Below are 23,861 nucleotides of genomic sequence, written 5' to 3'. Positions count from 1 at the left end.
AGCCCGGGCGAAGGCTCCACGCAACGATCGAGAAGAACACACGGGGAACGGCGATGACGACACCTGCCGGGTGGTACGACGACGGCTCGGGCAACCGGCGGTGGTGGGATGGGACGCAGTGGACGCAGCACGTCGTCACCGCGCCCCAGCCCGCCCCCGCGGCGCCGGATCCCTCCGACGCTGCAGCCGATGCCGATGCGTCGGCGCGGGAGACAGTCGCAGCCGCAGCGGAGGCGACTCCCTCGGAGGATGCGTCCGCGACCGCTGAGCCTGCGCCGTTCGCGCCGCCGTACACCGCACCGTCCTCCCCCGACACCGGGTTCGCACGCACCGAGCCCGCGCCCGCCGCGGCGTACCCGCCGTACGGCACGGTCCCCGGAGCTCCCGGCGTCGGGCAGCCCGGCCCGTCGGCACCGTCGCGGTTCCCCGTCCTGGGGGTCATCGGACTCATCGTCGTTGTCGTCGGCGTCATCGTCGCGTGCCTCCCGCCCATCGCGCTGGCGGGATGGGGGCTGCTCGCCGTGGGAGCCGTGCTGTCGCTGGTCTCGCTCTTCGTCCGCGGTCGGAAGTGGCCGGGGATCACCGGCCTCGTCGTCGCCGTCGTGGGCGCCGTGCTGGCCGTCGCCGTCTCGCTCATCACGTTCACCGCGACGTCGATCGCCGACCGCGCCCCGGAGCCGTTCGCCACGCCGAGCGCCCGCCCGCCGGCCGAAGGGGCGACACCGGCGCCGGGCGACGACCCCTCCGCGATCGAGGGCGCGGAGATGGTGCCGTTCGCGGAGCTCCAGGTCGGCGACTGCCTGCCGCTGGTCGAGTACGACGCCGAGGACCAGATCTACGACCTCCCGGTGGTGCCGTGCGAGCAGCCGCACACGGATGAGATCTACTACATCTTCCAGGTCGAGGGCGAGAGCGAGTTCCCCGGTGACGACCCGCTCTACGAGATCGCCTGGGACGGGTGCATCGCACAGTTCGAGGCGTTCGTCGGCGTCCCCTACGAGTCGTCGGTGCTCGACGTCTACTCGTATCAGCCGACCCGCAGCTCCTGGGCCCGCGCCGACGACCGCACGGTCCACTGCATCGTCTTCAGCTACGAAGACGTCACAGGCACGCTCCGCGGCGCCGGGTACTGACGTCCGCTGCATGACGAAGGGCCCCGGAATCCTCCGGGGCCCTTCGTCATGGAGTCACTCAGGACTCAGTCATCGTCGTCCTTGCGCTTGCGCCAGCGGATGCCCGCCGAGATGAAGTCGTCGAGGTCGCCGTCGAAGACCGCTGCAGGGTTGCCGGACTCCTGGCCGGTGCGGAGATCCTTCACGAGCTGCTGTCCGTAGAGGAAGTACGAGCGCATCTGGTCGCCCCAGCTCGCGGTGATGTTGCCCGCGAGCTCCTTCTTCTTCGCCGCTTCCTGCTCCTTCTGCAGCAGCAGGAGTCGGGTCTGCAGCACGCGCATCGCGGCGGCGCGGTTCTGGATCTGCGACTTCTCGTTCTGCATCGACACGACGATGCCGGTCGGAAGGTGCGTCAGGCGCACGGCGGAGTCTGTCGTGTTGACGGACTGGCCGCCGGGGCCGGAGGAGCGGAACACGTCGACGCGGATGTCGCTCTCGGGGATGTCGACCTCGGTCGCCTCCTCCATGAGCGGGATGACCTCGACCGCGGCGAACGACGTCTGCCGCTTGTCCGCGGAGCCGAAGGGGCTGATGCGGGCGAGGCGGTGCGTTCCCGCCTCCACGGAGATGGTGCCGAACGCGTAGGGGGCGTCGATCTCGAACGTGGCCGACTTGATGCCGGCGCCCTCCGCGTAGGAGGTGTCCATGACCTTCACCGGGTACTTGTGCCGCTCCGCCCAGCGCAGGTACATGCGCATGAGCATCTCGGCGAAGTCGGTGGCGTCGTCGCCGCCCGCGCCGGAGCGGATCGTGACGATCGCGGCTCGTTCGTCGTACTCGCCGTCGAGGAGGGTCTGCACCTCGAGCTGGTTGATCAGGTCGGTCAGGGCCGCGAGCTCGGTGCGCGCCTCCTGGGCGGAGTCCTCGTCCCCCATCTCGTTCGCCAGTCCGACGAGCACCTCGAGGTCGTCGAGGCGCTGGGCGATGCCCGTGATGCGCGCGAGCTCGGACTGCCGGTGGCTGAGCGCGCTGGTCACCTTCTGCGCGTTCTCGGTGTCGTCCCAGAGGTCGGGGGCGCCGGCCTCCTCGCTGAGACGCGCGATGTCGTCACGGAGACGGGAGACATCGACGACCTCGCTGATGTCGCCGAAGGTGTGCCTGAGCGCCTGGATTTCGGCGGAGAGATCTAGTTCGAGCATGACACCTCAGCCTAACGTGCCGCCCGCCCGCGCGGGGACGTGTCGACGAGGGGTACGCCCGACGAGGAGTAGCGTGAGGGCGTGAGCAGTGCATCGACGGTCCTCCGCCAGTTCGGGCCCATGGTGTATCTGCCGACGATCCTGTTCTCGCTCGGCGAGGGTGCGGTGATCCCGCTGATCCCGGTGCTGGCGGTCTCGATGGGCGCGGATGTCGCCTTCGCGGCCCTCGTCGCCTCGGCTCTGGTGGTCGGCCAGCTGTGCGGGAACCTGCCTGCCGGGTGGGCGGTCGGGAAGATCGGCGAGCGGTTCACGATGGTGATCGCCGGCGTGATCGCGATCCTGTCCGCTGTCGGCATGCTGTTCGCGCCGAACCTCGCGGTGTTCGCCGCCTCCGTGTTCGTGCTCGGTCTGTGCGCGGCGGCGTTCGGCCTCGCCCGGCACGCCTTCATGACCACGCGCGTGCCCGTCCCCTTCCGGGCGCGGTCGCTGTCGCTGCTCGGCGGAAGCTTCCGGCTCGGCATCTTCATCGGCCCGTTCGTCGCCGCCGGACTCCTGCAGCTTTTCGGCACCGAGAGCGCCGCCATCTGGTTCTTCCTCGGCTGCCTCGTCGTCATGGTGCTGCTCGTGCTGTTCGGCCCCGACCCTGAGAAGACCGTTCCGCCGCTGCCCTCGACGACCCGCGAGCGCTACCTGGAGGACTCGGGCGAGGCCGTCAGCGGATCGATCCCGACCGTCGAGCGCGCGGGCATCTTCCAGACGATGTGGCGGCAGCGTGCGGTGCTCGGCCGCCTCGGACTCGCGGCGGCGTCCCTGTCAGCGGTCCGTTCCGCGCGTCAGGTCGTCCTGCCGCTGTGGGGGCTCTCGCTCGGACTGGACGCCTCGACGATCGCGCTCGTGGTCGGCGTCTCCGGCGCCATCGACTTCGCCCTGTTCTACGCGAGCGGTCAGGTCATGGATCGCTTCGGACGCCTGTGGGCAGCGATGCCCGCGATGGTGCTGATGGGCGCCGGGTTCCTCGCGCTGTCGTTCACGCACGACCTGGACGCCGCCGTGCTCTGGTTCGGCATGTTCGCCGCCGTGCTCGGCGTCGGCAACGGACTCTCCAGCGGGATCCTGCTGACGCTCGGGGCCGACGTCGCCCCGAAGCGCGAGCCCGCCGCCTTCCTCGGCTCCTGGCGGACACTCACCGACGCGGGAGGGGCTATCGCTCCACTGCTCGTGTCGGGCATCACCGCGGTCGCGGCCCTGCCGTTCGCCGCGGGAGCGATGGGCGTGATCGGGCTCGTCGGCGCACTCGGCTTCCTGCGCTGGATCCCGCGCTTCGTCCCGCGCACTCCCCCGGACGCCTCCCCGCCCGAGGACCCCGCCTGAGGGGTCAGGACCGAAAGAACTCGCGCACACCCCGGCAGCGCCGTACTCAGCAGCCTCCCGCGTGTCAACCAGCTCGTGAGCGTCACTGACGCTCCCTAGGCTGAGGCGATACCCGCGAGGAGACGACGTGCACCGCGCCACACCAGCCGCCCCCGAACCCACGGTCAGCGTGGTCGTCCCGGTCAAGGACGACGCGGCAGCTCTGCAGCGCTGCCTCAGGGCTCTCGCCGTGCAGACGCTGCCGGCGGACGAGATCGTCGTCGTCGACAACGGCTCCACCGACTCCTCCGCCGAGGTCGCCACGCGACAGGGGGCGCGCGTCGTCCGGTGCGACACTCCCGGCATCCCCGCGGCGAGCGCGGCCGGCTACGACGCGGCGACCGGCGAGGTGATGCTGCGCCTGGACGCCGACGGTGTCCCCGATCCGCGATGGGTCGAGCGGATGGTGGGGGCGTGCAGACGAGACCCTCGCGTCGGAGCGTGGACGGGCGGCGCGCACTTCGTGGACGGGCCGCCGGCGTTGCGCCGCCCTCTGGCCGCGGTGTATCTCCTCGCGTACGGGCTGGTGTGCGGCACGGCGCTGGGTCACGCCCCGCTGTTCGGGTCGAACCTCGCCCTGCGCCGGTCGACCTGGCTCGACGTCCGCGACCGCGTGCACCGCGATCCTGGCCTACACGACGACCTGGACCTCGCCTTCCACGTGGGTGAACGTCACCGCATCCGCTGGCTCCGAGGAACGGGGATGGGCATCTCGATGCGACCCTTCGGCAGCGGTCGCGCCTTCCTCCGTCGTATCGCCGCCGGTTTCCGGACCGTGCTCGTGCACTGGCCGGAGGACTTCCCTCCGGTGCGTTGGGTGCGCCTCGGCCTGCGACGCCTGTTCCACCGCCTCGGCGTCCCGGCTCCGGGAGCGCGGCGATGACCGAGCCTCTCCTCGGAGCCGCCGCCGACACCGACCTCCATGTGATGACGCTCAACGTGCGGCGCGACCTCGGCGCCCTGGCCTGGCCACCGGAAGACCGGTGGCCCAGGAGGCGACCGCGCGTCGCGGTGCTGCTGCGCGCGGAGCGACCGCACGTGCTCGGCGTGCAGGAGGCGCTGCCCGCACAGGCGGCCGTCGTCCGCGATGCGCTCGGCCCGTCGTACCGGATGCTCGGCCACGGCCGGCTTCCCGGACCCCGAGGTGAAGGCTGCCCGCTGTTCTACGACGCCGAGCGGCTGGAGCTGCGCGCGGGGAGTCAGTACGCCCTGTCGCGCCATCCGGAACGGCCGGGTTCCTCGTCGTGGCTCAGCCTCCCGCGCGTCGTGGTGGCCGCGCTCTTCCGTGATCGGCTGACGGGGCGCGAGGTCACCGTCTTCAACACGCATCTCGATGCGTTCTCGCCCTGGGCACGGCTCCGACAGGCGCAGGCGATCCACCGCCGGGCCGAAGCGGCGGCCGCACCGGTCATCGTCCTCGGCGACTTCAACGCACGAGCCGGCTCCGCACCATGGCGCACCCTCCAGTCCGGCGGGTTGCTCACCGACGCGTGGAACACGGCCGAATCCCGGCGGACCCCCGACTGGGGGACGTTCGCGCGCTACCGTCCCCCGCGGCCTGGACGGCGCATCGACGGGATCCTCGCCTCGCCCGAGCTCCGGGTGCGTCGTGCGGGCATCAACGCGCGGCGGTATGAGGGCGGCTGGCCGTCGGACCATCTCCCCGTGCAGGTCCTGTTCGACCTTGACACCGCCACCCCCGACCGCCCAGAGGAGGCACCGTGAAAGAGGATTTCCTCCGTCGTCCGCGCACCGTCGCGGAGTACGGCGCCGACGCCATCCGAGTGATCGGCGTGCTCAGCGTGCTGGTGGCCGCCATCTGGTCCACCCCGACCGATGCCGGCATCCTCGCTCTCGCCACGCCCGCGCTCATGCTCCCGCGCGCGCTCGGGATGCGTGGCGGGGCGGACCTCGCCGTCGGCGTGACCGTGCTCGTCGCGGCGGCGAGCAACGTGTTCGACCTCTACCGGTCGGTGCCGGGGTGGGACCTCGTGGTGCACTTCGTGTGCACAGGAGCGATCGCCGCGACGGGCTACCTGGTGCTCGCGCGGCTCCGCATCGTCCCCGCCCAGGACTCGCCGGAATTCCGCCGCCGCATCCCCGTCGTCCTCTGCACGATCCTCGGGCTCGCCGTCAGCGCCGTCTGGGAGATGATCGAGTGGGCCGGCCGTACGTTCGTCACGGACGAGATCTTCGTCACCTACGAGGACACCATCGGCGACATGGCCCTCGGCGGGCTCGGCGCCCTCGCCGCCGGAGTCCTCGTCGCCTTCGTGCGGTTGGAGCGAGTGCGCGGCGCGGTAAAACTTTAGATTCCAGTAGCCTGGGCGGATGACCGAAGCAGCGTTCCGCCCCATAGGCCCCGGGGCGCTCAGGCGCAGCGCAGCACTCCGGGGCAAGCTCCTGACGCGGGCTTTGATCCGCCTTCGCGCGTGCGAGCCGGCAGTCGCGCTAGCGGCGGCGGTCACCGGTTGCGCCATGTCCTCTCTGCCGATCGCCGAGACGGTCGGGAAGTCTCTTGAGGAGGTTTCAGAACACGTGGGGGACACGACTACTTTGCTCACCCAGGATGTCTCGCCCCGCGTAGGCCTCGAGGCGACGTACCAGCAAGGCGGCGACGACACTGCATGGATCGTCGTGGCGAGCTGCGCAGACGACGCGGTTGTGGACAGTGCCACCATGGCGGAAGTCGCAGTGATTCCGAAGCGCGCTTACACGGCAGAGGTCAGGAGCGAGATCGCGGACGACGACTTCGCCGACGCGGTCAGCTGTGACGGGCTGTCGTTCCGCTGACGTCGGTGAGTCCGCTCAACTACCGCAGTGCGGTGCGGCTGGTCGCGGTCGATTCGAGCCGCACGCCGTCCGGGATGAACGGCGACAGCAACGGCGGGTGCCAGTCCGTCGCCACCGTGACGCGCGCGGACACTCCATCGGGCGTCCCCGCCGCGACGATCGACGCCTTCCCAGGAAGCGCGGTCACCACCGCGGTCGCGTGATCGCCCACGCCCGCGTCGGTCAGTTCCGCACGGAAGGCGCCGTCGCGCACTTCCAGCGTGAACCCGTCAGCTCCGGCGAGCGCCGCGGAGTCCGCGAGGGCATCGAGGCGCTTCTGCGCGATGTAGAGGTCCGTGGCGCAGACGCACACGAACAGCAGCGCCAGCGCGAGCAGAACGTACCCGAGAGTGAGCAGCATCACACTCCCCTCCTCCGGGCTCGTCCGGCCGCCGGTCCGGAACCTCATCCGGTCCCCCACATCCGCGAGATCTTCTGCACCGCGTCCGCCTGCACCGGGACCGCCGTGGACCGGTCCAGCCCGAGCAGGTCGGGCACGAGGGGCAGGCGCGTGCGTGTCGCGACGGTGACCACCAGCGTCGCTCCGGGTGACGGACATGCCACGGCACGGCTCGTGCACGCGATCGACACCCGGACGGCGCCCTCGTCGAGACCGTATTCATCGACGACGCCCGCGAGCACGGCATCGCTGCGCGCGGAAGCGCTCTCGGCGTCGGGGGCCTGGGCGATCGTGCGCGCGATGTGGCGTGCCGCCGCCTCCGCACCGAGAGTCTGCTCCTGGATCGCGCCGAGTGCGATCACCAGGTACACCAGCGGCACCAGGAGGATCACACCGACCGTGACGAATTCGAGGGCCGCGGAACCGGCGTCGTCATGGAGCGCCGAACGTCTCAGCGGGCGCATGCGCCGCCACCTCCATCCCGAACGGCACGCCGATCAGCCCGATCAGCGGGAAGGTGGTGCGCACCTGCACGTCGATCGTCTCGTGCGGCGGAACGCCGGACGTCACGACCGTGATGTCTTCGGCGTACTCCGCGCCCACCGCACGCGTGATCACTGCCCGCGCCCGTGCAACCCCGTCTACCGGTCCGGTGTCGGCGAGAGCGGCGTGATACGCCCCCTCCACCGCGGCGTCGTGCACGACGTTGCGGACATACACCGCGAGCGCGAGCTGAAGCACGGCGAGGGTCAGCGCGGTGAGCAGCGTCCCGACCAGGAGAAACTCCACCGCGCTGGAGCCCCGGTCGTCCGCCAACGGAACCCCGACGCGCATCTCACAGCCCCGACACGCGTTGGATCGCCTGCTCGAAGAGCGAGGTCAACGCCGGACCAGCGACGGCCCAGATGAGCACCACGAGGCCCGCCGTCATCAGTGTCACGAGGACCCACCCGGGGACGTCCCCGGACTCGTCGCGCGCGAATTCGCGGAGCCATCTCCCGCGTTCTCGTCTCGGCCGCGGGGAGGTCTCTGATCGTGTCGTCATCGTGTTCCTTTCGTGAGCGGATCAGCCGATGCCGAGCCGGAGGATGAACAGGCCGGGATAGACGGCGAAGAGCACCGAGAGCGGGAGGATGAGGAAGACCAGCGGCAGGAGCATCAGGATCTCCTTGCGCCCGGCCTGCTCGATGAGCGTGCGTTTCGCTTCCTCCCTGGCGTCCCCGGCCTGCGCCTGCAGCACCGCCGCGAGCGGTGCGCCGCGCTCGAGCGCGGCGATCACCTGGTCGATCGCGCGGGACAGCGCCGGCAGATCGAGACGTCGCTGCATCTCTCCGAGCGCGTCGGCGAGCGGCGATCCCGTGCCCACCGCGAGCACCACCCGGCGAAGCTCCACCGTGAGCTCGCCGGACCCGACCGCGGTCACCCGGCGCAGGGCATCGAGAAACCCCTCCCCCGCGGAGAGGCACAGCGCCAGGAATTCCAGCGTGGTCGGAAGCTCGTCGGAGAGCCGCGCTCGTCGGGCCTTGGCTCGTGCGGAGAGCTGCGCATCGTATGCGGCGGCAGCTCCCGCACCGCAGAGCAGCGGCAAGACGGTCGTCGGCACGGACAACCGCCCGGTCACGGCGAGCGCCGTCACGACGACGGCACCCGCAGCGATCCCGCCGAGCGCCCATCCCAGTTGGCGGCCTCGGAAAGACGCCGGGTCCCTCTGCAGACCGGCCTGTGTGAGACGCAGCCGCAGGGTCTCGCCGCCGCCGAGCAGACGCTCGAACCGGCGCCGGAGAGCCTCCCACAGGGCTCGCCCGCCGGCGGGCAGAACGCCGACCGCGGGCAGAACCGCTCGAGGCAGTCGTTCGTCCGGCACGACATCGCGCACATACGGTCCGATGCGAAGCGCGAGGGAGGGCGCCCGCCATCGCGGTAGCGCCGCGAGCATGCTCAGGACTCCCGCCGCGAATCCGCCGCCGATGAGCGCGGCAGTGGCGAGGACCGAGAGCCCGCTCATCCGAACCACCGCCGCGGTTCCGGAAGGCGACCGATGCGGACCATGATCCGGAACGCGAGGAACGACGTCACCGCCCCGGCGCAGATGACGAGCACGCCCTCCGGTGTGCCATACGCTTCGGCGCCCTCCGGTCGGAGGACGAGCAGCCCGAGGATCACCCACGGAGCGATCGAACCGAGGACCGCCGCACCGCGGATCCAGGACTGCCGGGCCTCGACCTCGCCGCGCAGGGCCGCATCCGCTCGGACCGAGCTGGACAAGGCGCGGAGCACCCCGACCAGCTCGGTGCCGCCGACCTGACGAGCCATGCGCAACGTCTCCACGATCCGATCGCCCAGCGGATCAGCCAGGGTGGACTTCAGCCGATCGAGGCTCGTCTCGAATCGACCGCTCGCTCGCAGATCTCGCGCGAACACGACGAACGCGGGCCGGAGCATCGCCGGCGCGGACTCCGCGAGGCTCGCCACCGCGTCCGGAAGCGAGAGTCCGACCCGGATCGACGCGATGAGCAGGTCGCAGACGTCGGGCCAGAGCTGTCGCCGCATCCGGCGGAGACGCGAACGACGCCCCCGGAGGAAGACGATCGGCGCTGAGGCTCCGGCGAGAGCCGCGAGGACCGCCAGCACGCCGAGGCCGGTCAGCAGCCAGACGACGGACGCGGCCACCCCGCCGACGGTGATCATCACCGCGGTCAGCGTCCGCTGCGACAGGGCCTCCAGACCCGCCTCCTCCGCGAGCCGGACCAGCCGACCGTGGGAAGCTGCGACCGTCGTGTCCTCCTGGGGCGGCCACATCCACGGCGACAGGCAGAGCAGAATCCCCGCTGCGAGCAGCGCACCGACGAAGACCGTCACGCTGACACCCCGACAGGAAAGCGCGTCCCGCCGTTCTCTCCGACCTCGTCCGGTGGCGACACAGCCGGTTCGATGCTCCGGACGAGGATGCGCCCGCCCTCGACCTCGCCCGTCGGGGCGATGATCTCCTGCACGCGGCGATGCCCCGTGCGGTCGCGCACGCAGTGAACCACCAGGTCGATCGACGCGGCGAGCGCGGGCGCGACGAACGCGCGATCGATGTTCCGGCCGGCGAGCAGGGGAAGGATGCTGAGCTTCTCGAGCGCTTCCGTCGCGGAGTTCGCGTGCACCGTGCACGCGCCCGGCACGCCGGTGTTGAGCGCGAGCACGAGGTCGAGCGCCTCCGCATCGCGCACCTCGCCGACGACCAGGCGATCCGGTCGCATGCGCAGCGCCTCCTTCACCAGTCGGCGCAGCGTGATCTCGCCCGTGCCCTCGAGACCCGCCTGCCGCCCCTGCAGAGCCACCAGGTCCGGCCCCTCGACGGCGAGCTCGAACGTCTCCTCCACCGTGATGATCCGCTGCGACTGCGCACACGAGGCGAGCAGGGCTCCGAGCATCGTGGTCTTGCCCGCGTGCGTCGCACCCGACACGATCACCGTGCGCCCCGCGTTCATCGCGTCGCTCAGCCGCCGCGCCGCACCGGAGCCCAGCATGCCCTGTTGCGCGAGAGCGTCGAGAGAGCGGTAGTTCGGCAGGAACTTGCGGATGTTGACGACCCAGGAGCCCCGCACGACGTCGGCGATGGCCACGTGCAGGCGCGAGCCGTCCGGGAGCGAGGCGTCGACGAAAGGCTGGCTGATATCGACGCGACGCCCCGTGGACTGGAGCATCCGCTCGACCAGATCCCGGACCGCCGCCTCCTCGAGCTGGAGACCCGTCTGTCGCGCCGCACCACCAATGGCGACATGCACCCGTCCGTCGCCGTTGAGCCAGATCTCCTCGATCTCCGGATCGTCGAGCAGCGGCTGCAGGGCACCGAAACCGCTCAGCGAAGCGAGCACCTCCCGCATGCACGCGGCCTCGTCCTCGATCAAGGCGTCCCCCCGTGCCAGCGCGAGGTCGTCGTGGCGACGCACCTCCGCCCGCGCGATCCGCCAGGCCGCATCCGGGTCGACGGACGGATCGACCCCCTCGGCGCGCAACCGGGAGCGCACGCGTTCGGCGACCAGGGCGGAGAGGCGATTCACCCCGGCATCCTCGCAAGGATCGCGATATCGCTGCCGACGTTATCCACAGCCGCGCCCACGAATCGCCCACATCCTCCGTCGAAACGCAAGGGTGCAGACGTCATGCGTCGACCCTGCTGAAGTGGCTCGTACCAGCCACCCTCACACGAAAGGAACGGTCATGACCGACACCTTCCCGCCTCCCTCCACCCCCGACGAGCCTTCTCCGCACATCCCCGACGAGCCGCTCGCCCCGAACCCGGAGGAGCCCCTCGCGCCGAACCCCGAGGAGCCCCTCGCCCCGAACCCGGCGGAACCGCTCGCCCCGAACCCCGAGGAGCCCGGCCTGCCCGGCATGAGCGCTCTCGGCTGAGCGGCGGACCACCGCGGTCCGCGAACTGCGGGCTGATCCCCAGATATGCGGTTTCCCCGGTCAGTAGACTGATCCCACCGCGCGGGAGTGGTGGAATTGGCAGACACGCAGGATTTAGGTTCCTGTGCCCCAGGGCGTGTGGGTTCAAGTCCCACCTTCCGCACGAGAGACGATGGTGCCGTCGTGAGGCCGCCCGGATGTCGCTCCGCTCTGCCGCCGACCATCACGACCGACGGGAATCCCGCCAGTGCTCGAATCCATGCTGCACGCACCGACCGCCCTCATCCCCTGGCTCGACCCCGCGACGATCATCGGGACCGCCGGACCGTGGGCCCTCCTGGTGGTGTGCTTCATCATCTTCGCCGAGACCGGTCTGCTCGTCGGGTTCCTCCTCCCGGGCGACACCCTGCTCGTCATCGCGGGCCTTCTCTCGCACCCGATCGCCGGATCGGATCATGGCGTGTTCGGCATCAACGTGTGGTTCGTCGCACTCCTCATCGGTCTCGCCGCCTTCGTCGGCGGTGAGGTCGGCTACGTGATCGGCCACAAGGGCGGCCCAGCGGTCTTCGAGCGCAAGGAATCCGGTCTCTTCAGCAAGAAGAACGTCGAGCGCACCAACGCGTTCTTCGAGCGCTTCGGCGGGATCACCGTGATCCTTGCCCGTTTCGTGCCGATCGTGCGCACCTTCGCCCCCGTGGCCGCGGGCGTCGGGCACATGCCCTGGCGTCGATACACGCTCTACAACCTGATCGGCGCCGTCCTGTGGGGCTTCGGCCTCACGATGTTCGGCTATGTGATCGGGTTCATCCCTCCGGTTGCGACGTTCGTCGAGGACTACATCGACCTGATCCTGCTCGCCGCCGTCGGCGGCACGGCGCTCGTCACGCTGTGGCACTACCTCTCTGAGCGGCACAAGGCGAAGAAGGCCGCCGCGGCGGGCGAGGACGTCGTGACCGACCACGAAGAGGCGGAGGAGCTCGTCCTCGACACCGAGGTGTTCGACCGCGCTCCCGACCTGGACGGCGACGGCAAGCACTGACTCTCGGGCGGCCGCGGCCAGCCGGTATCCGTCAGCCCGCGTTCTTGGCCCGCTCCTCCTTGGAACGGGCGACGCTCGCGCGCAGCGCCTCCATGAGGTCGATGACCTCGCCGCCCTCGGCCGCCTTCTCGGCTTCGCCGAACGTCTCGGCCACGTCGAACGTGTCGCCCGCCTCGATCTTCGCGTCGATGAGCGTGCGCAGTTCCTTCTGATACTCGTCCACGAACTCCTCGGGATCGAAGTCGGCGGAGTAGCTGTCGACGAGCGAGGCCGAGAGCTCGAGTTCCTTCTTCGATATCCGCACGTCCTCGTCGAGGGCGGGGAAAGCCGCGTCGCGGACCTCATCGGCCCAGAGGAGCGTCTGCAGCACGAGCACTTTGCCCCGCACCCTGAGCGCGGCGAGGCGGGTCTTCTGGCGCAGGGTGAACCGCACGATCGCGGTCCGATCCGTCTGCTCCAGCGTCTTGCGCAGCAGCACGTACGCCTTCGGGGACTTCGAGTCCGGCTCCAGGTAGTACGGCTTGTCGAGAGTGAGCAGGTCGACCTGATCGGAGGGCACGAACTCGACGACGTCGATCTCCCGGCTCTTCTCCGCGGGGAGCGAGGCGAGATCGTCCTTCGTCAGCACGACCGTCTGGCCCTCGTCGACGTAGGCGCGGTCGATGTCGGCATAGGCGACGGTCTCGCCGCATACCTCGCACGTGCGCTGGTAGCGGATGCGACCGCCGTCCTTGTCGTGCACCTGATGCAGCGGCACATCGTGGTCCTCGGTCGCGGAGTACACCTTGACGGGCACGTTCACGAGCCCGAACGTCAGTGCGCCCTTCCAGATCGTTCTCATGAGCCCAGTGAACACCAGTCGGACATGTCGCGGCCAGACCCTTGACTACGCTGGCTCCATGGTCGGACAAGGGCAGGTCGTGCAGATCGACGGACGCCGGCTGCGGGTGACCAACCTCGACAAGATCGTGTATCCGTCCACCGGCACCACCAAGGGCGAGATCATCGCCTACTACACGGCCATCGCACCGCTGCTGCTCCCCCTGCTCGACGGGCGTCCCGTCACCCGCAAGCGCTGGGTGGAGGGCGTCGGAACGACGGATGCGCCGGGCGATGCCTTCTTCACGAAGCAGTTGGAGCCAGGCGCCCCGGAATGGATCCCGCGGCAGCCGATCGAGCACTCGGACGGCCCGAAGGAGTACCCGCTCGTCGAGGACGTCCCGACCCTCGTCTGGCTCGCGCAGGTGGCTGCGATCGAGCTGCACGTGCCGCAGTGGCGCTTCGCTCCGGACGGGCTGCCCGGCCGTCCCGACCGGCTCGTGCTCGACCTCGACCCGGGACCCGGTGTCGGACTCGCGCAGTGCGCCGAGGTCGCCCGCATCGCGCGCAGGATCCTCACCGGCATGGGCCTCGACCCGTTCCCGGTCACGAGCGGCAGCAAGGGCATCCACCTGTACGCGGCTCTTCCCGGGGAGCAGACCAGCGCCGAGATCTCCGCCGTCGTGAAGGAGCTCGCGCGACTGATCGAGAACGACCACCCCGACCTCGCCACGAGCGTCATGGCGAAGGCGGAGCGCGGCGGCAAGGTGTTCCTCGACTGGAGCCAGAACAACGGCAAGAAGACCACCATCTCGCCGTACTCCCTGCGCGGCCGTGCGCAGCCCTGGGTCGCCGCTCCCCGCACCTGGGAGGAGCTCGACGACCCCCAGCTCGCCCAGCTCGACCTCGACCAGGTGCTCGCACGGGCCGCGGCGGGACAGGACCCGCTCGTCGCGCTGCGCCCGATGGCAGACGCCGCTCCTCTCGCGCCCCCAGCGGCGGCGACCGCGACTCCTTCCCGGCGGTCCGCGCGGCGCCCCCTGAGCACCCCCGTGGCCTCGGCGGGACCGACGACCGCGGCGACGCTCGCCCCCATGCTGGCCGAGAACGGCACGCCCGCGATCGCGCGCACGTTGAGCGATCCGTCCTGGGTCGAGGTGAAGTGGGACGGCATCCGCGCGATCGGCACGTGGGCGGATGGACGGATGCTGCTGCACGCCCGCCGCGGGACCGACATCACGGCCCGCTACCCCGAGCTCACGGCCGACGGAGCGCCGTTCCTCCCCGTCTCCGACGCGGTGGTCGACGGCGAGATCGTCGCGTTCGACGCGCAGAGCCGCCCGAGCTTCTCTCTGCTGCAGAACCGCATGCACCTCACCCGCCCGCGGGAGATCGAACGCGAGGTCGTGCGCACCCCGATCGTGTACATGCTGTTCGACCTGCTGCGCCTCGACGGGCACGACCTCACCGGCCTGCCGCTGCGCGAGCGCCGCACCCTCCTGGAAGACGTGGTCGCCGGTCTGGACGCGCCCGTACAGGTGCCGCCGGTGTTCGACGATGTCGACGCCGCCCTCGCGGCCAGCCGGGAGTTCGGTCTGGAAGGCGTCGTGGCCAAGGATCCTTCGTCGCGCTACCGTCCGGGGCAGCGTTCCCCGTCCTGGCTCAAGCTCAAGCACACCCGGATGCAGGAGGCCGTGATCGTCGGCATCCGTCCCGGCAAGGGCGGGCGCGAGAGCACCCTCGGTTCGCTGCTGCTCGCAGTGCCGGAAGAGAGCGCCGGACGGAGGGCGCTGCGCTATGTGGGGCGCGTCGGCACCGGGTTCACCGACCGCATCCTGCGTGACCTGCTCGACCGGCTGGAACCGCTCCGGGTTCCGAAGGCCCCGCTCGACGGGGTTCCCGCTCCCGACGCGTCGGACGCGCTCTGGGTGCGTCCCGAGCTCGTCGGTGAGGTCGAGTTCGCGAACTGGACGCCCGACGGGGTGCTGCGTCATGCCCGCTGGCGCGGGCTGCGTCCCGACAAGACGCCGGAGGAGATCGTCGTCGATTCCTGACCCGCCCCGGCCGAGCGACCGTCAGGCGTGATGCGGTTCGCAGTCCGACTGCTCCGCCGGCTCGATCTGGAACGTCGAGTGCTCGACGTCGAAGTGGTCCGCCAGACAGGCCTGCATGTCGGTGAGCAGCTGGGTCGAGCGGCCATCCGCGAACAGCTGCGGCTCGACGCTCACATGTGCCGTGAACACCGGGGCCCCGCGTGTCAGCTGCCAGACGTGCACGTCGTGGACCCCGACGACCCCCTCGTAGCCGAGCAGATGCGTCCTGATCTCACTCACCGCTGTGCCCTTGGGTGCGGACTCCGCGAGCACGGAGAACACCTCGCGCAGCAGGGCGATCGCGCGCGGGACGATCATCGCCGCGATGAACAGCGAGGCGATGGCATCGGCGGGCATCCATCCGGTGACCAGGATCACGACCGCAGCGACGATGACCGCCGCCGACCCGATCAGGTCGCCCATGACCTCGAGATAGGCCCCGCGCACGTTGATGCTCGTGCGCTGCGCCCGGCTCAGCAGCCACATCGACACCGCGTTGGCGAGCAGGCCGACCACCGCGACGACCAGCATGAGTCCGCCGGCCACCTCGATCTCGCCCGGGTTCACGAGACGGCCGATGCCCTCGACCGCGACCCAGGTGGCGAGCGCGATCAGGATGACCGCGTTGATGAGCGCACCGAAGACCTCCGCGCGCTGGTAGCCGAACGTCCGTCGGTCATCCGCGGGTCGCGCCGCGACGGTCGCCGCGATGAGGGCGATCACGAGCGCCGAAGCGTCCGTGAACATGTGCGCGGCGTCGGCGAGGAGCGCAAGCGACCCGGTGAGGAGCGCCCCCACGACCTGCACGATCATGACGGTCGCGGTCAGCGACAGGGAGATCGCCAGGAGGCGCCGGCTGCTCGCCGAGCGGATGCCGCCTGGCGCGGGTGCGTGATCGTGCATGCCTCAAGGCTAGCTCGGGAAGACCCGGTCAGAGGCCTGTTCCGCTAGTCGGGAAGGGTAACGAGAACCATCATCACGAGCCCCGGTGACGGCCCGCTCGGTCAGAGCTCCGCGAGCAGCGGGATCAGCGCGGCGAACGCCCGGGCGCGGTGCGACTGGGCCTGCTTCTCCTCCGCGGTGAACTCTCCGACCGAGCGCTCTTCGCCGTCCGGCTGCCCGTCGGGGAGGAAGATCGGGTCGTAGCCGAACCCGCCGGATCCCGAGGCCGCGTGCGCCAGGCGCCCCGGCCACAGCCCCTCCACGACCTCCTCGCGCCCGTCCGGGAAGACGAGGGCGATGGTCGAGGTGAAGTGCGCCGTCCGGTGCGGGTCGGCGATGTCGCGCAGCTGGTCCAGCAGCAGCTCCAGGTTCGCCGTGGCGTCCTTCTTCTGCCCAGCCCAGTACGCCGAGAAGACCCCAGGAGAGCCGCCGAGGACGTCGACGCAGATGCCCGAGTCGTCGGCGAGCGCCGCGAGCCCGGTGTGCGCCGCGGCCGCCCTCGCCTTGAGCAGCGCGTTCTCGGCGAAGGTCACGCCGTCCTCGACCGGCTCGGGGCCGTCGTAGCCGATGACCTCGAGATCCGGACGCGTCCGGGCGATGATCTGCTGGAACTCCGCGACCTTGTGCGGGTTGTGCGTGGCGAGGACGACCTGCATCGTCACTCCCCCGCCAGTGCGGCGAGCTGCAGGCCCTTCAGATCGGCGCATCCGGCGACGCCGAGCTCGAGCAGCGCATCCAGCTCGCGCTTGTCGAAGGGGGCGCCCTCGGCCGTGCCCTGCACCTCGACGAACAGGCCGCGACCCGTGACGACGACGTTCATGTCGGTCTCCGCGCGCACGTCCTCGGTGTATGCCAGATCGAGCATGGGCTCGCCGTCGACGATGCCGACGGACACAGCGGCGACCGAGTCGAGCAGCGGGGTCGAGTTCCGACCGATGAACTTCTTGTCGCGGCCCCACTCGATCGCGTCGGCCAGCGCGACGTAGGCGCCGGTGATGGCCGCGGTCCGGGTTCCCCCGTCGGCCTGCAGCACGTCGCAGTCGATCACGATGGTGTTCTCGCCGAGCGCCTTGGTGTCGACGACGGCACGCAGCGCGCGACCGATCAGACGCGAGATCTCGTGCGTCCGGCCGCCGATGCGGCCCTTCACGCTCTCGCGGTCGTTGCGGCTGTTGGTGGCGCGCGGGAGCATCGCGTACTCCGCGGTCACCCACCCCTTGCCCTTCCCGGTGAGCCAGCGCGGCACGCCGTTCGTGAACGAGGCGGTGCAGAGCACCTTGGTGCCGCCGAAGCTGATCAGGGCGGACCCTTCGGCCTGGCTGCTCCAGCCGCGCTCGATGGTGATCTCGCGGAGCTGGTCGGTGGAACGGCCGTCGACGCGGACGATTTCGGTCATGGGCTTCTCTCGGGTCGGAGGGGGCGGGTCGGTCGGGTCGACGCGTCGCCGGTTACTCGAAGGCGGATTCGGGAAGAGCGATCACGCCCGTCTGGACCAGCTGGACGTCGCGGACCTCGCGACCCATCAGCCGGTTCGCCAGGGCGGTGAAATCATCGGTCGAGGCGCCGGTGGCCTCGTAGACGTAGGTGGCCACGGCGTCCGGCGACGCGAGCAGATCACCGCGGACCAGCTGACGGTACACGTCGCCGGCGGTCTCGTCGTCGCTGGAGACGAGCGTGACGCCCTCCCCCATGACATAGCTGATGGCGCCGCGGAGGAACGGATAGTGGGTGCAGCCGAGGACGAGGGTGTCGACGTCCGCCTCCCGCAGCGGCGCGAGGTACTCCTCCGCGACCGCGAGCACCTCGGGCGTGCCGGTGACCCCCGCCTCGACGAACTCGACGAATCGCGGGCACGCCGCCGTGAAGACCTGCAGGCGCTCGTTGACCTCGAGCATGTCCTGGTACGCCCGCGAGCCGATCGTGCCGACGGTGCCGATCACGCCGACGCGGCCGTTGCGGGTCGTGGAGACGGCACGCCGCACCGCGGGGCCGATCACCTCCACGACCGGGATGTCGTAGCGCTCCCGCGCATCGCGGAGCATCGCCGCAGAGGCGGTGTTGCACGCGATCACGAGCATCTTCACGCCCTGGTCGACGAGCGTGTCGAGCACCTCGAGCGAGTACCGGCGGACGTCGGCGATCGGCTTGGGGCCGTACGGCGAGTGCGCCGTGTCGCCGATGTAGACGAACGACTCCCGGGGCAGCTGGGCGCGGATGGCCCGCGCCACCGTGAGCCCGCCGACACCGGAGTCGAAGATCCCGATGGGCGCGTCGTTCATGACTCCCCAGCCTACCCGCGTGCGCGCCGCCTCGCGCATCGGCATGCTCACTAAGCTGAGCGCATGACCTCGTCGACGGCGCTGCTCACCGACCGCTACGAGCTGACGATGCTCGCCGCCTCTCTCCGCGACGGGACCGCATCCCGTCCGAGCGTCTTCGAGCTGTTCTCCCGTCGATTGTCCGGGGGCCGCCGTTTCGGCGTCGTCGCCGGCACCGGGCGCCTGCTCGGGCTGCTCCGGGACTTCCGCTTCGGGGACGACGAGCTGCGCTTCCTCCGAGACGAGAGGGTCGTCGACGCGGATTCCCTCAGCTATCTGGAGAACTACCGGTTCACGGGCTCGATCCGCGGATATCGCGAGGGCGAGCTCTATTTCCCCGGCTCGCCGATCCTGACGGTCGAGGGAACGTTCGCCGACGCCGTCGTCCTGGAGACGCTCGCCCTGAGCGTCCTCAACCACGACTCCGCCGTCGCCACCGCCGCGTCCCGCATGAGCATCGCCGCCGGGGAGCGTCCGCTGGCGGAGATGGGCTCGCGACGAGCCGCGGAGCGCTCAGCCGTCGCCGCAGCCCGCGCCGCCTACATCGCCGGATTCGGGGCCACGAGCAACCTCGAAGCCGGTCGCACCTGGGGCATCCCCACGATGGGCACGGCCGCGCACTCTTGGACGCTGCTGCACGACACCGAGGAGGAGGCGTTCCGCGCGCAGGTCGAGAGCATGGGCCTCGACACGACGCTGCTCGTTGACACCTACGACATCCGCACCGGGGTGGAGACCGCGATCCGCGTCGCCGGCACCGGCCTGGGCGGCGTGCGCCTGGACTCCGGAGACCTTCCCATCGTGGCCGCCGAGGTCCGTGCGCAGCTGGACGAACTCGGCGCGACGGGCACCCGGATCACCGTGACGAGCGACCTCGACGAGTACGCCATCGCCGCCCTCGCCGCCTCCCCTGTGGACGCCTACGGGGTCGGCACCTCGGTGGTCACCGGATCCGGCTACCCGACCGCGAGCATGGTCTACAAGCTCGTGGCGAGGCAGGACGGCGCCGGCTCCTGGATCGGCGTCGCGAAGGCGTCGGCCGACAAGGCATCGCACGGCGGGCGCAAGGCGGCGTTCCGCACCCTGGAGGACGGCGTCGCGACCGCCGAGACGGTGGTGGTCTCCGACGGCTTCGAGGCGCTGGACACCCCGGCCGAGCACCCGGACGGCCGCGCGCTGCAGGCGACGTTCGTCGAAGCGGGCGAGATCGACACGGCCCATGAAGGCGCTGCGGGCACCGCATCGGCGCGGGCGCACCACCTGCGGGTGCGGGAGGAGCTTCCGGTGCGCGCTCTGGCGCTCAGCAAGTCCGACCCGGCGATCCCGACGCTCTTCGTCGAAGCCGACTGAGGTCAGCCGATCATCGACTCGTAGATCTCCTTGCACGTGGGGCAGATCGGGAACTTCTCCGGGTCGCGGCCCGGGGTCCACTTCTTGCCGCACAGTGCGCGCACCGGCTTGCCGGTGATCGCGGACTCGAGGATCTTGTCCTTCTTCACGTAATGCGAGAAGCGCTCATGGTCGCCCGGCTCGAGGTTCTCTTCGCGGAGAAGCTCTTCCAGTTCGCGATCAAGCGTTGCCACGCCGCCCTGATCGGGGCTGTCCAGCGGAGTACTCATCCCGTGAGTCTACCGGCGTCGCGCGCGCTGCGGGCAGGCATCACGCGGTCTCGACGAACTCCATGAGGCGTTCGCCGCTGCGCTCGAAGATGCGTCCGCCGACGACGGCGCCGACCACCAGCACCAGCAGCCCCGCGAGGATCCCCACCCAGAACGTCGCAGGGGCGTACGCCGAGCCCTCGATGATCGTGGCGGCGAACAGCCAGATGGTCGGTGCGCTGAACACGATCGCCCCGAGGAACGCCGCGGCCGGGCCGTAGGTGCCCCGCGAGGTGGGCCGCTGCGGCTGCTGGAACGGACTGTCGCCCGGTCGCGAGACCGCATACGGGGCGACCACGGACAGGACGCTCGAGACGCCCAGCGCGGAGAACAGCAGGCTCGCCGCCAGACCGCCGAGCGGCAGCAGCAGACTCCAGTCACCGATCAGCAGGAGGGACAGGGGCACCGCGATGGCGAGCACCGGCACCGCGACCAGCAGCACCGGGACGAGGCGCCCGAGACGGTCAGGCAGCCCGCGCACGCCGCTCGCCACGTGCGTCCACAGCGCCGTGGAGTCGTACGCGACGTCGTTGTGCGGCAGCCAACCGAAGAACAGCGCCATCACCGGCACGGGGACGAGCGCCGCGATCTCGATGGGCACTCCCGCGACGATGAGCGGCAGCACCGTGAGCACGCCGGCGACCGGCACCACGATGATGTTCATGATGTAGCGGCGGTCGCGCAGCCAGTAGACCAGGCTGCGCGCGGCGATCGCGCCGAAGGCGTTCGACGGCAGCAGTCCGAACCAGCCCAGCCCGGTGCGCTCCCGTGCGGCGACCGGACGCTCCGTGGTCGTCAGCAGTCGGCGGACCACCCAGGTCCACGCGAGCCAGAGCAGGGCGAGGGTGAGGAAGGCGACGATGCCGCTGACCCACGCGGCCCCCGCCTCGCCGGCCGCGACCGAGAACAGGAACGCCGGGGCGGCGCCGAACGGGCTGTAGCCGATCGCGGTCGTCAGGACGGCCAGGGAGTCGGGAACGAGCCCGTCCCAGCGCAGCGATCCGAAGAACACCGCGACGGGGAAGGCGATCACGATCAGCGCGAGGGCGAACAGGGCGGTGAGCTCGCGAGATCGGCGCTCCGGGAGCAGCAGCGCGTTTATCGCCATGCCGATCCGCGACGTGAGGGCGGTGGTGAGCACGCTGACGATCGTGAGCAGCACCGCGAGCGCCCAGGGTGCCCCGGCGCTGATCGCGACGACGCACACGCTGATGTAGACGGCGAGCAGGGCGAGGCTGGGGACGCTCACGAGCGAGGCGAGAGCGAGGACCCAGGGCATCTGCCGCTCGTCGACGCCGAACACCGCGAACCGTCGCGGGTCGAGCTGGTCGACAGCGCCCACCAGGACCGGCCCGACGAGGAAGCCGACCAGCAGGGCGGCGCCGCCGAGCACCGTGACCGCGCGGGCGACCGGCACGGGGGCGCTGTCCAGGCTGAGCACGGCCAGACACACGGCGACCGTGATCGCGACGATGGCCGCGAACGCCACGAGCGTCCGGATCCGACGTTCGCCCCGCACCGCGCCCAGGAGGAGGGCGAACCTCAGTCGGAGAACGTGTGCAGCCACTCGAGCCCCTCCACCTCTCCGCTCGAACCGGCCAGCTCGACGAAGCGCGCTTCGAGGGTCTGCCCCGCGCGCACCTCGTCGATCGTGCCCTCGGCGAGGACCTCACCGCCGACGATGATCGCCACGCGGGAGCACACCCGCTCCACCAGGTCCATGCCGTGGCTGGAGAGGATCACGGTCCCGCCGTGCGAGACGTAGGCGCGGAGGATGTCGAGGATCACCGCGGACGACACCGGATCGACGGATTCGAAGGGCTCGTCGAGCACCAGCACCCGCGGCGAATGGATCATCGCGCCGGCCAGCATGATCTTCTTCGTCATGCCGGCCGAGTAGTCGGAGACGACGCGGCTCAGCGCGTCGCCGAGGTCGAACGCGCGCGCCAGGTCGGCGGCGCGCTTCTCGATCACGTCGGCGGTGAGGCCTCGGAGGAGTCCGTAGTAATAGAGGAGCTGACGGCCGGTGAGCCGATCGAAGGTGCGGAGCCGATCCGGCAGCACGCCCATCACCCGCTTCGCCGCCTGCGGGTCGCTGGCCTGGTCGATCCCGCAGATCACGACGCTTCCGGCGTCCGCGCGCAGGAGTCCGGCGACGATGGAGAGGGTGGTCGTCTTGCCCGCGCCGTTGGGGCCGACCACACCGTAGAACGAGCCGGCGGGAACCGTGAGGTCGATGCCGTCGACCGCGCGGTTGTCGCCGAAGTGCTTCACCAGCCCGCGGATGCGGATCGCCTCGCCGGCGGACGCCCCGTCGTCCGGGCGGATCGTGCCGGAGGCCGCATCGTCCGAGTCCACGACGGCCTCGACGACCTCCACGACCTCGAGCTCGACCTCGGGCGCCGTCTCGACTTCCGACGGCGGCTCGACGAGGACAGGCGCCGCGGAGTCGGGCTCCGCTTCGGCTGCCGGCTCGCTCTCCGCCGCGGCCGCAGGCTCGACCACGGTCGCAGGCTCGACCACGGTCGCAGACTCGACAGCGGGCTCGATCTCGGTCGCCGACTGCGTCTCGATCTGCGACGTGGACTCGATGACGGGCGTCTCCGGAGCCGTCTCGACGGAGGCGGCTTCGGCCTCCACCGCAACCGCTTCCGGCTCGACCGGCTCGGCCGCGGCGGCCTTGGCCTTGGCTTCCTTGGCTGCCGCGGCCTTGGCCGCCTTCGTCGCCGCCGCCTTCGCCGCTGCCGCCTTCGCGGCCGTCGTCTTCGCGGTGGTCGATCGTGCCGCCGACTTCGCCGCCGCTGCCTTGGTCGCCGCGGCCTTGGCGGCCGCGGACTTCGCTGCGGCCGTCTTCGCCGCGGCGCTGCTGGCCGTGGTCTTGGCCGGAGTGGTCCTGGGCGCGGCGGTCTTGGCTGCCGTGGTCTTGGCTGCCGTGGTCTTCGCCGCCGTGCTCTTCGCGGCAGGCTTGGCCGTCGACCTCGCGGTGGATGCCGACTTCGGCGCGGTCGACCGCGCGGCGGAGTTCTTTGCTGCGGCGGTACGCGCAGCAGCCGCGGACCGCGGTGCGGCCGATGACGCGCTCGTCTTCGCGCCGGAGTTCTCCGCCAGGGCGCGGTTCAGGGGCTCCACGACCACGTCTGTGGCGGGTGCCGCCTTCTCTGCGGCCGCTTTCGCCGCGGTGGCCGTACCGGAAGCCGCTCGGCTCGCACCGGAGGCCTGCTTCGCGGTGGGCTTCCGTGCCGCGGCGGTCTTCTTCGCCGTCGCGGGCTTCGCCGCGGTGCGCGGCGCCGTCTTCTTCGCGGCGGACCCGGCCGTCGTCGTCTCCTCGGGCGTCGCCGCCCCGGAACTCTGCTTCCTCGCGGGCGCGCGCTTCGCCGATGTCTTGTTCGTCGCGGTCTCGGTCTCGTCCACCTGGGCGGTGCGGTCGTCAGGGGAGGCAGTCACCGTACTACGGTATCAACGGGTCGCGTCGAGCCAAGGCCCCACGCGACAATCGACGATCCGAGAGCGAAGATCCTCCGATGCGCAAGGGGGTTGTCCAGCCTGTGCGTCCGGTGTGTACTCGGTCACGAAATGACAACGGGGCCTCCCTGGCCCCGGGGTTCCCAGGCTGTATCGCTAGCATGAACGCGGCACGA

The 23,861-nt window shown here is 70.7% G+C and carries 26 protein-coding genes and 1 tRNA gene; 11 read left to right on the top strand and 16 right to left on the bottom strand.

Going from position 1 to position 23,861, the window contains the following annotated elements; genetic code table 11:
- Positions 1-53: 53 nt before the first annotated feature.
- Positions 54-1,133: a DUF2510 domain-containing protein gene (locus F6A08_RS07380; protein WP_192576704.1), complete on the top strand. Its 1,080-nt coding sequence runs from the start codon at positions 54-56 to the stop codon at positions 1,131-1,133.
- Between the two features lie 65 nt (positions 1,134-1,198).
- Here F6A08_RS07380 and prfB read toward each other — a convergent pair whose 3' ends face one another.
- The gene (gene prfB, locus F6A08_RS07375) at positions 1,199-2,311 is read right to left on the bottom strand and encodes a peptide chain release factor 2 (protein ID WP_017202446.1); all 1,113 of its coding nucleotides are present in this window, start codon (positions 2,309-2,311) and stop codon (positions 1,199-1,201) included.
- A 120-nt stretch (positions 2,312-2,431) separates the two neighbouring features.
- On the opposite strand from prfB, the gene F6A08_RS07370 reads away from it, so the two are divergent.
- The 5 genes from F6A08_RS07370 (at position 2,432) to F6A08_RS07350 (ending at position 6,514) form a co-directional block, all read left to right on the top strand.
- Positions 2,432-3,682: an MFS transporter gene (locus F6A08_RS07370; RefSeq protein ID WP_151459138.1), complete on the top strand. Its 1,251-nt coding sequence runs from the start codon at positions 2,432-2,434 to the stop codon at positions 3,680-3,682.
- A gap of 127 nt (positions 3,683-3,809) precedes the next feature.
- A complete protein-coding gene (locus F6A08_RS07365) occupies positions 3,810-4,604 on the top strand; it encodes a glycosyltransferase family 2 protein (RefSeq protein ID WP_151459035.1) in 795 nt (264 codons plus the stop codon).
- Positions 4,601-5,446: an endonuclease/exonuclease/phosphatase family protein gene (locus F6A08_RS07360; RefSeq protein WP_225855768.1), complete on the top strand. Its 846-nt coding sequence runs from the start codon at positions 4,601-4,603 to the stop codon at positions 5,444-5,446. The genes F6A08_RS07365 and F6A08_RS07360 overlap by 4 nt, the downstream gene beginning before the upstream one ends.
- Positions 5,443-6,033: a DUF2238 domain-containing protein gene (locus tag F6A08_RS07355; RefSeq protein ID WP_151459034.1), complete on the top strand. Its 591-nt coding sequence runs from the start codon at positions 5,443-5,445 to the stop codon at positions 6,031-6,033. The genes F6A08_RS07360 and F6A08_RS07355 overlap by 4 nt, the downstream gene beginning before the upstream one ends.
- Before the next feature lie 19 nt (positions 6,034-6,052).
- A complete protein-coding gene (locus F6A08_RS07350; RefSeq protein ID WP_151459033.1) occupies positions 6,053-6,514 on the top strand; it encodes a hypothetical protein in 462 nt (153 codons plus the stop codon).
- A gap of 19 nt (positions 6,515-6,533) precedes the next feature.
- On the opposite strand, the gene F6A08_RS07345 is transcribed toward F6A08_RS07350, so the two are convergent.
- From F6A08_RS07345 to F6A08_RS07315, 7 genes are read right to left on the bottom strand one after another with little or no spacing between them, the layout of a single operon-like run.
- A complete protein-coding gene (locus tag F6A08_RS07345) occupies positions 6,534-6,914 on the bottom strand; it encodes a hypothetical protein (protein ID WP_192576703.1) in 381 nt (126 codons plus the stop codon).
- 44 nt (positions 6,915-6,958) lie between these two features.
- Positions 6,959-7,417, bottom strand: coding sequence for a TadE family protein (locus F6A08_RS07340; protein WP_151459031.1), 459 nt, complete (start codon positions 7,415-7,417; stop codon positions 6,959-6,961).
- Positions 7,386-7,787, bottom strand: a complete 402-nt coding sequence (locus F6A08_RS07335; RefSeq protein ID WP_017202461.1) for a TadE/TadG family type IV pilus assembly protein — start codon at positions 7,785-7,787, stop codon at positions 7,386-7,388. The genes F6A08_RS07340 and F6A08_RS07335 overlap by 32 nt, the downstream gene beginning before the upstream one ends.
- A 1-nt stretch (position 7,788) precedes the next feature.
- Positions 7,789-7,998: a hypothetical protein gene (locus F6A08_RS07330; RefSeq protein WP_124895950.1), complete on the bottom strand. Its 210-nt coding sequence runs from the start codon at positions 7,996-7,998 to the stop codon at positions 7,789-7,791.
- A 21-nt stretch (positions 7,999-8,019) separates the two neighbouring features.
- Positions 8,020-8,958 carry a type II secretion system F family protein gene (locus tag F6A08_RS07325; RefSeq protein ID WP_151459030.1) on the bottom strand — a complete coding sequence of 313 codons (939 nt, stop codon included), beginning with the start codon at positions 8,956-8,958 and terminating at the stop codon, positions 8,020-8,022.
- Positions 8,955-9,812 carry a type II secretion system F family protein gene (locus F6A08_RS07320; RefSeq protein WP_151459029.1) on the bottom strand — a complete coding sequence of 286 codons (858 nt, stop codon included), beginning with the start codon at positions 9,810-9,812 and terminating at the stop codon, positions 8,955-8,957. Before F6A08_RS07320 ends, F6A08_RS07325 begins: the two co-directional genes overlap by 4 nt.
- Positions 9,809-11,002 carry a TadA family conjugal transfer-associated ATPase gene (locus tag F6A08_RS07315; RefSeq protein ID WP_225855767.1) on the bottom strand — a complete coding sequence of 398 codons (1,194 nt, stop codon included), beginning with the start codon at positions 11,000-11,002 and terminating at the stop codon, positions 9,809-9,811. Before F6A08_RS07315 ends, F6A08_RS07320 begins: the two co-directional genes overlap by 4 nt.
- A 160-nt stretch (positions 11,003-11,162) precedes the next feature.
- Between F6A08_RS07315 and F6A08_RS07310 the strand changes: the two genes are divergently transcribed.
- The 3 genes from F6A08_RS07310 to F6A08_RS07300 all read left to right on the top strand — a co-directional run bounded on the left by F6A08_RS07310 (position 11,163) and on the right by F6A08_RS07300 (position 12,393).
- The gene (locus F6A08_RS07310) at positions 11,163-11,354 is read left to right on the top strand and encodes a hypothetical protein (RefSeq protein ID WP_017202491.1); all 192 of its coding nucleotides are present in this window, start codon (positions 11,163-11,165) and stop codon (positions 11,352-11,354) included.
- Positions 11,355-11,435: 81 nt separating this feature from the next.
- Positions 11,436-11,517: transfer RNA gene (locus tag F6A08_RS07305), tRNA-Leu, on the top strand.
- Positions 11,518-11,613: 96 nt separating this feature from the next.
- Positions 11,614-12,393, top strand: a complete 780-nt coding sequence (locus tag F6A08_RS07300; protein ID WP_192576720.1) for a DedA family protein — start codon at positions 11,614-11,616, stop codon at positions 12,391-12,393.
- Between the two features lie 31 nt (positions 12,394-12,424).
- On the opposite strand, the gene ku is transcribed toward F6A08_RS07300, so the two are convergent.
- On the bottom strand, positions 12,425-13,234 hold the full coding sequence (ku, locus tag F6A08_RS07295; RefSeq protein WP_017202493.1) for a non-homologous end joining protein Ku: 810 nt from the start codon (positions 13,232-13,234) through the stop codon (positions 12,425-12,427).
- 58 nt (positions 13,235-13,292) lie between these two features.
- On the opposite strand from ku, the gene ligD reads away from it, so the two are divergent.
- Positions 13,293-15,266: a non-homologous end-joining DNA ligase gene (ligD, locus tag F6A08_RS07290; RefSeq protein ID WP_151459028.1), complete on the top strand. Its 1,974-nt coding sequence runs from the start codon at positions 13,293-13,295 to the stop codon at positions 15,264-15,266.
- A 21-nt stretch (positions 15,267-15,287) separates the two neighbouring features.
- Here ligD and F6A08_RS07285 read toward each other — a convergent pair whose 3' ends face one another.
- The 4 genes from F6A08_RS07285 to murI form a co-directional block, all read right to left on the bottom strand.
- The gene (locus F6A08_RS07285) at positions 15,288-16,208 is read right to left on the bottom strand and encodes a cation diffusion facilitator family transporter (protein WP_017202495.1); all 921 of its coding nucleotides are present in this window, start codon (positions 16,206-16,208) and stop codon (positions 15,288-15,290) included.
- 101 nt (positions 16,209-16,309) lie between these two features.
- Positions 16,310-16,903, bottom strand: coding sequence for an RdgB/HAM1 family non-canonical purine NTP pyrophosphatase (rdgB, locus tag F6A08_RS07280; RefSeq protein ID WP_151459027.1), 594 nt, complete (start codon positions 16,901-16,903; stop codon positions 16,310-16,312).
- Positions 16,904-16,905: 2 nt separating this feature from the next.
- On the bottom strand, positions 16,906-17,643 hold the full coding sequence (gene rph / locus F6A08_RS07275; RefSeq protein ID WP_017202497.1) for a ribonuclease PH: 738 nt from the start codon (positions 17,641-17,643) through the stop codon (positions 16,906-16,908).
- Between the two features lie 52 nt (positions 17,644-17,695).
- Positions 17,696-18,526 carry a glutamate racemase gene (gene murI / locus F6A08_RS07270; RefSeq protein ID WP_026049763.1) on the bottom strand — a complete coding sequence of 277 codons (831 nt, stop codon included), beginning with the start codon at positions 18,524-18,526 and terminating at the stop codon, positions 17,696-17,698.
- Positions 18,527-18,589: 63 nt separating this feature from the next.
- Here murI and F6A08_RS07265 point away from each other — a divergent pair, with 63 nt between their 5' ends.
- The gene (locus F6A08_RS07265; protein ID WP_151459026.1) at positions 18,590-19,915 is read left to right on the top strand and encodes a nicotinate phosphoribosyltransferase; all 1,326 of its coding nucleotides are present in this window, start codon (positions 18,590-18,592) and stop codon (positions 19,913-19,915) included.
- Positions 19,916-19,917: 2 nt separating this feature from the next.
- Here the strand turns inward: F6A08_RS07265 and F6A08_RS07260 are convergent, their stop codons facing one another.
- Genes F6A08_RS07260 through F6A08_RS17905 form a run of 3 tightly spaced genes read right to left on the bottom strand, consistent with a single transcriptional unit; the run spans position 19,918 to position 23,667 of the window.
- Complete coding sequence (locus F6A08_RS07260; RefSeq protein WP_026049764.1) at positions 19,918-20,184, bottom strand: DUF3039 domain-containing protein; 267 nt, start codon at positions 20,182-20,184, stop codon at positions 19,918-19,920.
- Between the two features lie 40 nt (positions 20,185-20,224).
- Entirely contained in the window at positions 20,225-21,790 is a 1,566-nt protein-coding gene (locus F6A08_RS07255) for a hypothetical protein (RefSeq protein WP_151459025.1), read from the bottom strand.
- Positions 21,766-23,667 carry an ABC transporter ATP-binding protein gene (locus tag F6A08_RS17905; RefSeq protein ID WP_338100838.1) on the bottom strand — a complete coding sequence of 634 codons (1,902 nt, stop codon included), beginning with the start codon at positions 23,665-23,667 and terminating at the stop codon, positions 21,766-21,768. Before F6A08_RS17905 ends, F6A08_RS07255 begins: the two co-directional genes overlap by 25 nt.
- Between the last annotated feature and the right edge of the window lie 194 nt (positions 23,668-23,861).

Origin of the sequence: Microbacterium algeriense, assembly GCF_008868005.1 — a bacterium.
Classification (GTDB): Bacteria; Actinomycetota; Actinomycetes; order Actinomycetales; family Microbacteriaceae; genus Microbacterium; species Microbacterium algeriense.
The sequence above is the reverse complement of the archived record's forward strand: the minus strand, read 5'-3'. Positions and strand labels throughout refer to the sequence as shown.

Bases quoted from the DNA above. Each gene is read 5' to 3' on its own strand.
- F6A08_RS07380 (WP_192576704.1), top strand. From the start codon at position 54: ATGACGACACCTGCCGGGTGGTACGACGACGGCTCGGGCAACCGGCGG.
- prfB (WP_017202446.1), bottom strand. From the start codon at position 2,311: ATGCTCGAACTAGATCTCTCCGCCGAAATCCAGGCGCTCAGGCACACC.
- F6A08_RS07370 (WP_151459138.1), top strand. From the start codon at position 2,432: ATGGTGTATCTGCCGACGATCCTGTTCTCGCTCGGCGAGGGTGCGGTG.
- F6A08_RS07360 (WP_225855768.1), top strand. From the start codon at position 4,601: ATGACCGAGCCTCTCCTCGGAGCCGCCGCCGACACCGACCTCCATGTG.
- F6A08_RS07350 (WP_151459033.1), top strand. From the start codon at position 6,053: ATGACCGAAGCAGCGTTCCGCCCCATAGGCCCCGGGGCGCTCAGGCGC.
- F6A08_RS07345 (WP_192576703.1), bottom strand. From the start codon at position 6,914: ATGCTGCTCACTCTCGGGTACGTTCTGCTCGCGCTGGCGCTGCTGTTC.
- F6A08_RS07340 (WP_151459031.1), bottom strand. From the start codon at position 7,417: ATGCGCCCGCTGAGACGTTCGGCGCTCCATGACGACGCCGGTTCCGCG.
- F6A08_RS07335 (WP_017202461.1), bottom strand. From the start codon at position 7,787: ATGCGCGTCGGGGTTCCGTTGGCGGACGACCGGGGCTCCAGCGCGGTG.
- F6A08_RS07330 (WP_124895950.1), bottom strand. From the start codon at position 7,998: ATGACGACACGATCAGAGACCTCCCCGCGGCCGAGACGAGAACGCGGG.
- F6A08_RS07325 (WP_151459030.1), bottom strand. From the start codon at position 8,958: ATGAGCGGGCTCTCGGTCCTCGCCACTGCCGCGCTCATCGGCGGCGGA.
- F6A08_RS07310 (WP_017202491.1), top strand. From the start codon at position 11,163: ATGACCGACACCTTCCCGCCTCCCTCCACCCCCGACGAGCCTTCTCCG.
- F6A08_RS07300 (WP_192576720.1), top strand. From the start codon at position 11,614: ATGCTGCACGCACCGACCGCCCTCATCCCCTGGCTCGACCCCGCGACG.
- ku (WP_017202493.1), bottom strand. From the start codon at position 13,234: ATGAGAACGATCTGGAAGGGCGCACTGACGTTCGGGCTCGTGAACGTG.
- ligD (WP_151459028.1), top strand. From the start codon at position 13,293: ATGGTCGGACAAGGGCAGGTCGTGCAGATCGACGGACGCCGGCTGCGG.
- F6A08_RS07285 (WP_017202495.1), bottom strand. From the start codon at position 16,208: ATGCACGATCACGCACCCGCGCCAGGCGGCATCCGCTCGGCGAGCAGC.
- rdgB (WP_151459027.1), bottom strand. From the start codon at position 16,903: ATGCAGGTCGTCCTCGCCACGCACAACCCGCACAAGGTCGCGGAGTTC.
- rph (WP_017202497.1), bottom strand. From the start codon at position 17,643: ATGACCGAAATCGTCCGCGTCGACGGCCGTTCCACCGACCAGCTCCGC.
- murI (WP_026049763.1), bottom strand. From the start codon at position 18,526: ATGAACGACGCGCCCATCGGGATCTTCGACTCCGGTGTCGGCGGGCTC.
- F6A08_RS07265 (WP_151459026.1), top strand. From the start codon at position 18,590: ATGACCTCGTCGACGGCGCTGCTCACCGACCGCTACGAGCTGACGATG.
- F6A08_RS07260 (WP_026049764.1), bottom strand. From the start codon at position 20,184: ATGAGTACTCCGCTGGACAGCCCCGATCAGGGCGGCGTGGCAACGCTT.